The organism is Nitrosospira sp. Nsp11 (assembly GCF_900142705.1).
In the GTDB taxonomy this organism is placed as follows: domain Bacteria; phylum Pseudomonadota; class Gammaproteobacteria; order Burkholderiales; family Nitrosomonadaceae; genus Nitrosospira.
The window spans coordinates 25,063-37,945 of record NZ_FRBV01000006.1; the positions used below are offsets into that span (position 1 = coordinate 25,063).

7 protein-coding genes are annotated in these 12,883 nt (G+C 51.8%); 3 read left to right on the forward strand and 4 right to left on the reverse strand.

Going from position 1 to position 12,883, the window contains the following annotated elements; genetic code table 11:
- Nucleotides 1–44 precede the first annotated feature (44 nt).
- The gene (gene glmS / locus BUA28_RS08785) at nt 45–1,895 is read left to right on the forward strand and encodes a glutamine--fructose-6-phosphate transaminase (isomerizing) (protein WP_072767747.1); all 1,851 of its coding nucleotides are present in this window, start codon (nt 45–47) and stop codon (nt 1,893–1,895) included.
- Between the two features lie 291 nt (nt 1,896–2,186).
- Here the strand turns inward: glmS and BUA28_RS08790 are convergent, their stop codons facing one another.
- The 4 genes from BUA28_RS08790 to BUA28_RS08810 form a co-directional block, all read right to left on the reverse strand.
- A complete protein-coding gene (locus BUA28_RS08790) occupies nt 2,187–5,498 on the reverse strand; it encodes a hypothetical protein (protein WP_178297977.1) in 3,312 nt (1,103 codons plus the stop codon).
- A gap of 662 nt (nt 5,499–6,160) precedes the next feature.
- Nucleotides 6,161–7,654 carry a M48 family metalloprotease gene (locus BUA28_RS08800; protein ID WP_371915211.1) on the reverse strand — a complete coding sequence of 498 codons (1,494 nt, stop codon included), beginning with the start codon at nt 7,652–7,654 and terminating at the stop codon, nt 6,161–6,163.
- Between the two features lie 306 nt (nt 7,655–7,960).
- Complete coding sequence (locus tag BUA28_RS08805) at nt 7,961–8,299, reverse strand: P-II family nitrogen regulator (protein WP_072767751.1); 339 nt, start codon at nt 8,297–8,299, stop codon at nt 7,961–7,963.
- Between the two features lie 151 nt (nt 8,300–8,450).
- On the reverse strand, nt 8,451–10,067 hold the full coding sequence (locus tag BUA28_RS08810; protein WP_072767752.1) for an NAD+ synthase: 1,617 nt from the start codon (nt 10,065–10,067) through the stop codon (nt 8,451–8,453).
- A gap of 95 nt (nt 10,068–10,162) precedes the next feature.
- On the opposite strand from BUA28_RS08810, the gene BUA28_RS08815 reads away from it, so the two are divergent.
- Both BUA28_RS08815 and BUA28_RS08820 read left to right on the forward strand, forming a co-directional pair.
- Nucleotides 10,163–11,311: a GNAT family N-acetyltransferase gene (locus tag BUA28_RS08815; protein WP_072767753.1), complete on the forward strand. Its 1,149-nt coding sequence runs from the start codon at nt 10,163–10,165 to the stop codon at nt 11,309–11,311.
- 400 nt (nt 11,312–11,711) lie between these two features.
- On the forward strand, nt 11,712–12,815 hold the full coding sequence (locus tag BUA28_RS08820; RefSeq protein ID WP_256598278.1) for a glycosyltransferase family 2 protein: 1,104 nt from the start codon (nt 11,712–11,714) through the stop codon (nt 12,813–12,815).
- Nucleotides 12,816–12,883 lie beyond the last annotated feature (68 nt).

A 12,883-nucleotide genomic window follows, 5' to 3' on the forward strand; every position in this document is an offset into this window, starting at 1 on the left:
GTTTGTACTGTTTGTTCGCCAAACCTATAGAAGGATGCTATCAAATGTGTGGAATAGTCGGCGCAGTAGCAACAAGTAACATTGTTCCCACCCTGCTTGAAGGCTTGCGTCGCTTGGAATACCGGGGATACGATTCCGCCGGGATCGCGCTCAACAACGGCGGACTGCATAGACTGCGTACCACCGGCCGCGTTGCGGAATTGAGCAAACTTGCAGATAGCCAGAATTTTAGCGGTGAAACGGGTATCGCTCATACCCGCTGGGCTACCCACGGCGCTCCCTCCGAGCGCAACGCTCACCCGCATTTTGCAGGTAAAAAATCAAAAGAAGTCGCAGTCGTCCACAACGGCATCATCGAAAACCACGAACTGCTGCGCCAGCGCTTGGAGAATGACGGATTTATATTTACTTCGGACACGGACACCGAAGTGATCGCCCACCTTATTTCATTTCATCTGAACGAAACACCCGATCTATTTGAAGCAGTGTGCCGTGCCATAGCCGAATTGCAGGGAGCTTACGCAATCGCGGTCATGGAAGAGTCGCGCCCGGAACGCATAGTCGTCTGCCGCAACGGCGCGCCGTTATTGCTGGGGCTGGGCGATTCCGGCAACTATGCTGCCTCCGATGCTTCCGCACTGCTGCAGGTCACCCGGCGCATGATCTACCTCGAAGATGGCGATGTGGCCGAACTGCACCGCGACAGCTATCGCATTATCAATTGCCTGCATGATAATGTGTGCAAGGAAGTGACGCGTACTGTGCAAGAAAGTGAGCTCAGCAACGATGCGGTAGAGATGGGGCCTTATGCCCATTTCATGCAAAAGGAAATATTCGAACAACCCGGCGTGGTGGCCAATACCCTGGAGATGGTCCTCAACGCCCAATCCATTTCCCCAAGGTTGTTTGGCAGCGAAGCGGAGAATATTTTCAATAACACCGATAGCATCCTGATACTTGCGTGCGGCACCAGCTACCACGCTGGATTGGTAGCCCGTTACTGGCTCGAAACCGTAGCGGGAATTCCCTGCAATGTCGAGATCGCCAGCGAGTACCGCTACCGTAATCCCGCGGTCGGTCCGAATACCCTGGTGGTAGGAATTTCCCAATCGGGAGAAACAGCCGACACCCTGGCTGGCCTCATCTATGCGAAATCATTAGGGCACCGTTACAGCCTCGGCATCTGCAACGTGGCCGAAAGTGCCCTGGTGCGCCAGACCGACCTGCGCTTTCTCACCCGTGCAGGCCCCGAAATCGGCGTAGCCTCCACCAAGGCATTCACTACCCAGTTGGCGGCGCTGATGCTGTTCACCATGACACTAGCAAAAATGCGCGGTAAATTATCCGGTGAACGCGAGCGGGAGATGATCGCCGAGTTGCGGCATCTGCCCGTTGCGCTACAGAACGCGTTACAGGTCGAACCGCAGGTCAAGGCCTGGGCCGAAAGATTCGCGGAGAAAAGCCACGCATTGTTCCTTGGGCGCGGCATGCATTATCCCATCGCCATGGAAGGTGCCCTCAAGCTCAAGGAAATTTCATACATTCACGCCGAAGCCTACGCCGCCGGTGAACTAAAGCATGGCCCCCTCGCTTTGGTGGATAAGGATATGCCGGTAGTCGCCATCGCCCCCAACGATACGCTGCTGGAAAAACTCAAGTCCAACCTGCAGGAGGTCAGCGCACGCGGCGGTGAACTCTATGTTTTCGCCGATGCCGATTCCCGCATCCAGGAAAGCGAAGGTGTCCACGTTATCCGCTTAGCGGAACATGCTGGCTTGCTCAGTCCCATCCTCCACACAATCCCCCTGCAACTGCTTGCCTACCATGTAGCGCTGCAGAAAGGCACGGATGTTGATAAGCCGCGGAATTTGGCGAAGTCGGTGACGGTGGAGTGATTAGGTTTGTGATAGCTCGACTTGCGTTGGGATTGAATTATCTGCCCTGCAGGAAGTCCTCCTGATGAACCAGGACTTGACTCTGCGTCGGACCTTCGGAATTAAACCATTTTCCGAACACCGCTCTTCGTAGGTTAGCTTCTTGTTTTCGCGGTTGGCAATCCCAGTGCCAGGTCTATTTTCAGTTTTCTATTGAGACTTCCGACAAACTGATCACAGGTAAGAATATCCTACAGGCTGAAGATAATGAAGATAAGGCGCGATGAAACTATGCCAGCATAATCAATCCGTTCATCGCTCGATATATCGGCGTAGCATGCCTGTCACGCTGAGCAACATGATGGGTGTCACTATTGCGCCCAATATTTCGTATATTACACTGAAAGCACGCCACGGCCGCGCCTCATCGCGAGTAGCAATTGAGCATCTATCCTCCTGCTTGAGGTCCAGTCCTGGAACAAACACATCCAGCGCATACCATAAGGAATCGATTTCTTCGCCGCAACGTTGCCCGGGTAATGCTAACGTACCTGCCCCTAAATTCCGCACAAGCACAGGCTCATCAACATGGTAATTTGCAATATAGAAAGCACCTGTACCGACGACCAACCATAACATAAGGAACCACGACACGCTTTTCCCTGGAAACAACCCATAGTCGAACCATTTCTCCATTATGCATAGAAACGGACGAATCCACTGGTGATGGACAAATCGACGTTCGAGCGAGAGTTTCGCGAGTGTGATGCGCTTAGCAACCTCATACTTTCCCTCATTATGTAATGCGCGCGCCAGTTGTTCGTAAGGTTGCGGCTCATAGACACTCTCTCCCTGTGCCGACTTAGCGCTATCCGCTTCGATGGCGCAAGCTATTAATCGGTCACGGGCGTGCTTATGAGATTTTGCGTGGGGGCAATCATATTGCCGGGTCAGCCAACCGATGTAAGCATCGGCCGTTTCATCTACGCGTTTTGACGAACGTATTTTCGGTTTCTCCGGTTTCGGTGTTTCCTTTTTGTTAAATGCTTTTTTTGGACCGGTATTATCGTTAATGGGCTTAACTATCTTGTCCTTACCCTCAACTCCCTCGGTTTCGACACGATCATATTCGAACCCGTCAAGCTTTAGCCTTATACCGGGTCCCCAGGAACCGGACTGCCGGAGGTTATGATGAAACACCCTGGCCTTGAGACCACGTAGAGAGACTTCCGCACGGCCTGTTGCAGTAGCAGCTTCATTTTTCTGAATGCCAGGTTGTACCAGTTGTTGCAACAAGATGGGCTCAATATTCTGAGAAATTTCTTCGCGCGTGATCTTCTCCACCTGCGCGGCAGGTAAAATCGTCCTCAACCAGAATGGCGCACTGCCAGGATCAGCTTTGATGTGTGAATCAGTAATGATGCGTAAGGGCGGATCAAATGTAATCGGGTTTTCTTCTTCAATATCAGCTAAAAAATCATCCTTGGTCATCTTCACATTGCCATCAGGATATACGTGCAGCTCAGTGCGATACAGTTTGTTGGCGTAGCGGATCATGGCTGTACAGCTCCAACCCTTTTCCTCGTCTTTCTTTACCGATACCTCAGCAAATTCCACTGGAGCCGATAATTTCGCATCGCCGAGCGCTTTCTCCGTCTCGATAATAAGGAAGGCGCCTTCCTCTCTTTCATCTCCTCCCCAAACATAGGCACAGAAAAATCTCAGGTAATCCCGTACCATCGGCGCGGAATCAAGTTTCAGCGTGCCACGTCCATTCAGTTGATGAATTGGTGTCGACTGCCCCCCAAGCAGAATTGATTCCATTGTCGTATCCGATTGATGCTTTAGGAAAGCGATAATAGCTTTGCGTTCTTTCTCAAGCTGACATAGCGCTTCGACAAGCACCCAATCGGGATAAAAAGAAAGTGGCGCCTTATAGGCTTCGATAACGAGCACTTCCGCTGCCCGAACCTTCGTCACTTGGAAATCATTTGCGATGCACGCATCCTCGATACTGAGAGTAGGAATGGGCATATTCTTAATGTCAGTCACGAGAGAACTCGGAGGATTTATAAATCTGAGACTATTTTCGAGATCACCGATGGAGAACCCGCTCCGATAGCTGCCGCCGTCGAAATTTATTCGATGCTTTTTCATCAGCGGCATAAATATGCCGCTGATTGACACCGACCCTCGCACTTCGGCATCCTTGGCATTCAGCGAGGCAAGATATTGTGCATGCACCTTTAGCGCGCCGCCAATGCGCGAAAGCCCCAGATCAACAGTGCCGGCTATCTTTGTCAGTTTGCAGTCGTTACCGATTGTTATGTTGTGCGCGTATAGGCCGTATTCCTGATTATTCGGCGATTTCATGACCGTATTGTTTACATTGAGGTTGCTCTCGACATGGCTGCTCTCCAGATCAATAGAGGTCGTAAGATCATCGAGAATTAGGTCGCCGCCGACTCGAAGGTTGGATGCGAGAATACTCGCGTGCGCCCAGTCAGGGGGCGGATTCAGCGTTAGTCCATTAAGATTCAAATCTCCGCCCACGGTCGCCCCACGCGCGTCAATCACACCTTCAACAATAGTTTTGGGCCCTGATGGAAGATTGTGAAGCCAGAGATTCGTCCGTACGCGCGCAAGGCTCAGATTGAGCGCGTAGTCCTGAGCGGCGACCTTGCGGATTTGGATACCGCGGAGATCGAGAAAGCCAATTGTGGCGCTAAGGAAATCGAGGTTCCCCTCCACCTCATAATGCTCTTTATTCTTATCTTCACTCCCATGCAAGGCTACCGTGCCATCGCACTGCAGCGACTCGGCTCGAAACGCAATCTTGCCAGGGGCAACGAATTTAGCGGCTTCTGCCCAGATGTCGCCACTGACGTGAGCACCTCTGACGCTCACGCCGCCTTGGGCATGAAAGTCTGGCTGGAGCACGATGGATCCGTGGATCTCGGCGCTGACGAGATTGAGCGCGTAATCCGGAATGCCGAACTCGGTGCACTGGCCAGGTTGGATTCTGAAGTGCGTTCGTTGAGCAATCACGGAGCCACCGATGCGGCATCGGCGAGCAAAGATCTGGCAAGGGCTACCATTATCGAGCGGCGCAACATCGCTAATCTCAAGATCCCCATCGAGAGTGGCGTCGGTCAGGTCAACACGTCCGGAGATTCTGCATCCGCAAAGCGATAGGCGGCTAAGCCGCACATTGCTGGCATTTATTGCATTGAGAATTTTTTCCTCTACGCTGGCGCCATTGCGGACAGCAGGGTACTTTATTATGGGTCCGTCGTGGATAATGCAGCGATCCAGCAGTAGTGGCGGCAATGGCGTCCCCCCCGCTCCTTTGCAGTCGCTCAAATCAATCTCGCCCTTGATAATGGCGCCGCGTAGCCGGACGCCGTGCAGACGTGAAGTTGCCTCCGCATCCTTAGCGGGGGCTCGCAAACCAAGCAGGAGTTCTCGCAGAAAAATTCCACGAACGGTGATATCGGCCTCTTCCTGCACAAAAAGCCTTGAATCTTCTTGCGCAAAAAACTCGGAAAGAACGGGAAGTTTGGCAGGTCCTGCCCAGTTGCCACGAAACGCCGTGTCGATGAGCTCTTTTTCGAGGACTGACATTTTTTCTTCTTTTTCAAGGGCGGGCATTTTTTTTTGCTACTCCACTTCGAAGAAATTGCAGATCTGGCTCAAAATGCTGAGCAAGTGTGCGATTCACAGCAATGATGGAACAAGGGAGCTTGAAAAAAAAGAAAGCAAAACCTGTCCGTTTACCGATGTACCTTTATTACATATGCCAACGTCTTGTGGTGCGTACTGAACATATTCAGTTTAACCATAGAGGAAGAGTCTGGGAAATTCAACTCCGAAACGAACAGGGAGCTTTAGTGGAAGAAAATGATGGGGTCAGACAGATCAGACACCATTATTTGCACATGGCAGGGTTTAACATGGGGTGATCGACGACCATGAACTTGCTCTTGCATCAGAAATTCAAGTTTTCTCTACAGTGGATTTCATCCAAAAATCGGTCGCCATTTGGGCGACGGTGATATACCGGTCGCATGAATAACAATTAGTAACAATTAGGGACAGATCACGGATTTCTGATTAACCGATGGTCGGCGCACCTTGACCGTCCGCGAGCATCAATACCACCTCAGCCACACGACCGCCCGGTGGGCACCGCGGAGTTGCTTTAATGTGCTTCAGAATACGGCTGGGGCAGAGCGTGACGCAGACGGGAATCGACGCTGGATCGGATGAAGAACAGGGGAAAGGACCTATTTATTTTTGTCCTGGTTGGCAGCCAGTTCGCGTAGCTCCTTGAGGCGGGCCTCGACGCTGGAGTTGTGGTAAAAATCGCCGTCGCTGTTTTGCAACGCGATCTGCAGTTGTTCAACGGCAGCATGATAATTGCCCTGCCGTGAATAAACTTCCGCCTGCGCACGATGCGCGGACATCACATTGCCAAGCGCCGCATAGCTCTGCGCCTGTAATTTATAAAGGCGTATGTCATTTGGAGTGAACTGCAATTGCCGGCTGACGAACTTGAGCGCCTTATCGGCGCCCCTATTGCGCAGAAGCGCGTCTGTATAGTCGTAGATTAATGCGCGGTGGTGGGGGAACGTTTGCAGCGCGGCCTGGTAGATATCGAGGGCATCCTTGGTTTGGCCGAGAGCAAGTTTGACTCGAGCCGCCAGGGTTTCGATCATGGCATTGGAAGGGGGCGCTTTACGTTCTATCTGAATGGATGTACCGAGATGATGATTTTCCAGCGCTTCATCCACCGCATCGTGCTGCAAGGTGTCGTAAAGACGCTCCAGCTCCTTATCCGCGCGCGGATAATCTCGTCCGCGCAGCAGGGCATTGATAAGTCCGTAGCGTTCCACAGTCTCACTGGTATAACGCCTGTCCCGCAGGATGGAGTCGAAATGCTGTATCGCATCCGCCGGCTCATCGATGGAAGCGCGCAGCTTCGCCTGCACCATCCGGAAATCCAAACTGTCGAGAACTTGCCGGTAAGGCATATCCTGCATGCGGTTTTCAATATCCGCAATGCGCGCATAAGTAATTGGGTGGGTACGCAGATATGCTGGGGCGCCATTTTCATAGAATCGGGTTGCTTTCTGCATGTGTTCGAAGAAAGCCGGCATCCCATGTGGATCAAATCCCGCACTGACCAATATGTTGAAGCCAATGCGATCAGCCTCTTTTTCGTGGTCGCGAGTAAAGTCCAGTTGCGATTGAATCTGGCGCGCCTGGGACGCAACCAAAATCGCCTGCCCCGCCTGCGAATTGGTACGCGCCGCCAGGATGGCGAGGGCTGCCGCCGCCAGTGATGTCAGCATGCTGTATTTCTGCGAGGCGATCATGCGAGCAAGGTGTTTCTGAGTGACATGCGCTATTTCGTGCGCCATGACGCCCGCCAGTTCGGATTCGCTCTCCGCCGCCAGGATAAGCCCGCTGTTGAAGCCCATGAAGCCGCCCGGCAACGCGAATGCGTTGATGGTCGGGTCTCGGAGGGCAAAAAATTCGAACTCCTGGTTGGGGTGAGCTTCATTCGAGCCAAGAATCAGCCTATTGCCGAGGCTGGCAAGATAGTCCGTTATTTCGGCATCATCCATATAACTGCTGTCGGCGCGGATCTCGGACATGATCTTGAGGCCAAGCTCCCGTTCCTGGTGCGCCGACATCGTTGCCCGGGACACATCGCCGAGCTCAGGCAATTCGTTGGCAAAACCATTCAGCGCAAACAATACTGGCAAAATAGCCATTACATGGCGCATTTTCATGTCGGTAGGATAACGCTTCGCGACCGAAGTTCCATTACGCCGAACGGGGCTGATAGCCGAAACAGGGCTGATATCTCAAGATGGGGCCGGCATGAAAAAGCTATGGAAGGAATAGCGCCGGACCGTACTTTTCCAACCGGAAACGCCAGTGCGCAAATACCATCAGCATGCTTGACCGGCTCGGCATAAAAACGCTTTTTCAGGAATGGAAAAACCCTTCAAGATTGTTTCCGCCTATCGTTCATATGGCGCGCTGCTATTGATATCCGTATTGCGGACCCACCCAGCCTAAATCGCTGCTTCATCTGTTTCTCCGGTGCGTATTCTCGTTACCTGTTCGATACTCGTTACAAAGATCTTGCCATCACCGATCTTGCCGGTACGCGCGGTGTTGACGATGGTCTCGATAACGCTATCCACCAGTTTCTCAAGCACGACTATTTCAATTTTTACTTTTGGCAGAAAATCTATGACGTATTCGGCGCCGCGATAGAGCTCGGTATGGCCCTTCTGTCTGCCAAAGCCCTTGACTTCAGTAACGGTGAGCCCAGTTATGCCAATTTCATTGAGCGCTTCGCACACTTCGTCGAGCTTGAAGGGTTTGATGATAGCCTCGATTTTTTTCACAGTACATTCCTTTGAGCAGATATTATATGGAGACTGGTATCACAGTCATGCTTCAAGCTGTTCGGTTGTTGCCATTGATTCAGGTTTAAGCGGTTATAAATTCGGAAAGCCTTCATGAAGCCCGGATGACCGGAATCCACGCGCACCATTTTCAAAATTCATCTTGATACCTCGATGTAATCGGATAGCGCCAGTCTTTGCCAAAGCCTCGCGGGGTAACGCGAATGCCCGGCGGCGCCTGGCGGCGCTTGTATTCATTCTGACGGATAAGGTGCACTGTCCGACGTACGTCGGCTTCGGCATAGTTCATGCCTAGAATCACCTGCATCGACATATCCTTTTCCATATAAGCTTCGAGGATAGCGTCGAGCACATCGTAAGGCGGAAGGCTGTCCTGATCGGTCTGGTCAGGACGTAATTCAGCCGAGGGCGCCCGGTTGAGGACACGCTCCGGGATAACATTACCTGAATTGTTGCGGTACCGGCAAAGCCGGTACACCATGGTTTTACTGACGTCTTTCAGCACAGCGAAGCCGCCGGCCATATCGCCATATAAGGTGCAGTAGCCTACTGCCATTTCGGACTTGTTGCCGGTGGTGAGCACGATCGAGCCGTACTTGTTCGATAATGCCATCAGCAAGGTGCCGCGTACACGCGCTTGCAGGTTTTCCTCCGTGATATCCTGGGTGTTGCCCTGGGGCAGCGTGGGAAACTCATCGGCCAGCGTATCCATGAATTTGCCGAATACGGGTTCGATGGGCAGTTCGCTATAACCTACACCCAACGTCTGGGCCATGGCACGTGCATCCGATAAGCTTATATCGGCGGTAAATTGTGAAGGCATCATTACCGCTTTCACTTTCTCGGCGCCCAGGGCGTCGACCGCAATCGCCATTGTGAGCGCCGAATCGACGCCGCCGGAGAGGCCCAGCAATACCCCGGGTATGCCATTCTTTCCGACATAATCCTTTACGCCAAGGCACAGCGCCTGATAAACGCTTGCTTCCAGGGTATTTGAAGCCGCGATATAGCCGCTTATGGGATTCCCGTTTTGCAATTCGATCAGGCCGAGCGTTTCCCCGAATTCATCAAATTGATGGGTCAGTTCGCCCTTGCTATTCAAGGCAAAAGAAGCGCCGTCGAATATCAGTTCATCCTGTCCGCCTACCATGTTGGCGTAAACCACCGAAAGTCCCGTCTCGCCGATGCGCTGCCGTACCAGTTGATAGCGCAAGGCTTGCTTGCACATGTGGTAGGGTGAAGCATTCAGCACCAGGAGCACGTCCGCTCCCGCCTCCCTGGCGCGAGTGGCTGTGCCTTTTTGCCAAACATCCTGGCAAATGTTGATGCCAAACTTTACCCCATTCAGTTCAAATATGCAGGGATTGGAGCCGGGTTCGAAATAACGCCGTTCATCGAATACGCTATCATTGGGAAGCAGATTCTTGAGATACGTCGCGACAATTTTGCCGTCGCGTATCACGGAGGCTGCATTGTAAAGCTTATTATCCTTGAGATGAGGATGCCCAACCAGCAGTGTCACCCCGCTCGTTTCCTTGGCCAGCTCTGCAAGCGCATCCTCACAAGCGAAACGAAATCCCGCTCGCAATAGCAGGTCCTCCGGCGGATAGCCCGACAGCGCCATCTCGGGCGTGATAACCAGTTGCGCACCCGCCTTCTTCGCCTGATTGGCGTAATCAAGTATTTTTCGGGTATTGCCGCTCAGGTCGCCGACTGTGCAATTGATTTGGGCAATGGCGAGCTTCATGGTGTGGCGGCCGGTTGAGTTTCTGTTGACAGTCCGCCAAATAATACCAGAATGAGCTGCCTTGCGCCCAAGGCCGGCAAGCGCGACAATCCCGCATGAGCGCCGGATTTGAAATAAAAATAGTCGATTCTCTTGCCGGCATTTCTGTCCCGGCATGGAATGCCCTCACCGGAGACGATCCATTTCTGCGGCACGAGTTCTTATCCGCCATGCATGAAACCGGGTGTGCCTCAAAAAAAACGGGCTGGCTGCCGCAGTTTGTCACGCTATGGGAGGGGAACGTCCTGCGTGGCGCGTTGCCGCTTTACCTGAAAAGCCACTCCTACGGTGAGTATGTGTTCGACTGGGCTTGGGCAAACGCTTATCAACGCTATGGCTACCCTTATTATCCCAAACTTTTGAGCGCGGTGCCTTTCAGTCCGGTGACGGGGCGGCGATTGCTCGCGGAGACTCCAGAGCACCGCGCCCTGCTTATCTCGGCTGCAATGAAAATGATTAAAGACAGAGGCGGGGAGGGAATATCGTCATTCCATTGCCTTTTTCCGCAGGAATATGAAGCGCGCGAAATGGAAGAGGCGGGCATGACCTTGCGGCATGGGATCCAGTTTCACTGGCAGAACCGGACTGGACAAGGTTATGAAAATTTCGAGATGTTTCTGGCGGGGATGAGTCATGGCAAGCGCAAGAAAATCCGGCAGGAAAGACGTAAAGTACAAGCTGCAGGCATCCATTTTCAGTGGCTGTCGGGAAATGACATCAGCGACGATCACTGGCATTTCTTCATCGACTGTTATAACAAGACTTACGACGAGCACCACTCCATGCCGTACCTCAATCTGGAATTCTTCATGAGGATTGGCAAAAGCATGCCAGAGAATGTGCTTCTGATTTTGGCATTGCGCGATAGCAAACCGGTTGGCGCCGCCCTCAATTTACACAGCACACATACGCTGTACGGCCGCTATTGGGGTACGAAGGAATTTATATCCGGCTTACATTTCGAGACTTGCTACTATCAAGCCATCGAATACTGCATCGCACATAGTATCAAGTTGTTCGAAGGGGGCGCACAGGGAGAGCATAAGCTTGCGCGCGGCTTTCTTCCCGTCCGCACCTGGTCGGCGCATTGGCTTGCGCATCCGGAATTCGCCAGGGTTATCGGAAATTATCTGGAGCGGGAAGCACAGGACATCGATCATTATCTGGACGAATTGAACGATAGTTCACCGTTCAGGAAAGAATAGATGGGATAATTGCCGAGTTCCGCCGCTTGGACGGTACTTTCACCCGGCGTGCTTTGCCGGCTTCGTAGGGAACGCGTTCAGTTCAACTTGCTTTTCGATGGGACGTCCTGTCCCGCAAAGCCGCGCCATATCTCTCTTCCAAATATGGGTTTACTACTTTGGAAACCGGTCTGGTTTCGGCAACCTGCGTATTTATGCCACCGTCTATATTCATCTGCGATGGCTCATGAATCAGCCCCAGGAATCAGATGATGGAATTGGATACCTATAGGTGAGCTTTTCCCGATTGATGGAAGACATTTAGCCGAGATAGTGAGAGTCACTCTCTGCTGTAAAGACAAGAACTGGAATTTTCTAAGATAATACGTCTCGGCCAAAAATGCCTAGGAGAGTTGACTCATTGAAGACTGTTATCATTATCCCAACATACAACGAACGGGAAAATATAGGCCCTCTGATCGCGGCGCTACAGCATCAGTTTGAGAAACTGACCCACGACATGCATGTACTTGTGGTGGATGACAATTCACCGGACCGAACTGCGGATTTTGTTCGCGAATTACAGGCCGACCATTCCAACTTGCATCTGCTTATGGGGGAGAAAAAAGGCTTGGGGGTCGCCTATATCCGCGGAATGTTGCATGCGATGGACGAATTGCATGCGGAAGTCGTGTTTGAGATGGATGCAGACTTTTCACATAAGCCGGAGGATGTACCGCGACTGATGGCTGAAATCGAACATGGGGCTGATTTTGTCATCGGTAGCCGCTATGTGCCAGGCGGGAGCATTCCAAAGGAATGGGGTCTATACCGTCGTCTAAACTCGCGGTTTGGAAACATTGTCGCACGCTATTTGGCGGGAATTTATTCGGTGCGTGATTGCACTGCCGGTTTTCGGGCAATCCGCACATCTATTTTGCGCCGCATCGATTTTGCCAAACTGGGGGTGCAAGGCTATGCATTCCAGGTTGCCCTTCTTCACGCGGTCACAGTCGAGAAGGCCAGAATTGTTGAAGTCCCGGTCAATTTTATTGATCGCTGCTATGGTGACTCAAAACTGGGATTACGAGATATCGTCGAATTTGTCGCCAATGCGTGGTGGATACGTTTCGAGAGTTCAAAAACCTTCATCAAATTTTTGGCTGTCGGTGCCACGGGCGTCGCCGTTAATCTGGGATTTTTTACCTTACTACTTTTTCTAGGCTTGAACAAATTCGTTGCTTCACCTATTTCCATAGAAATATCGATAATATCCAACTTCCTTTTCAACAACTACTGGACATTTCGCGATCGCAATACCAAGGACAAAACCAGAATAAAAGGCCTTAAATTCAATACAGTCTCGCTCCTCTCGCTAATCTTGAGCTACGGCACCTTCGTCACACTTTCTTTATTCTTTCCTGACGTGCAGCCCCAGGTTCACCAATTTATCGGAATCATACCCGCCACCTTGATAAATTACTTCCTCAACTCCTATTGGACTTTCAAACATGTCGAAGACTAATTCGGGAATTGCACAGTTACCTCTTTGGCCGCAAAATATATCTCGCTACGTAGCGTAAGCATCAGCAT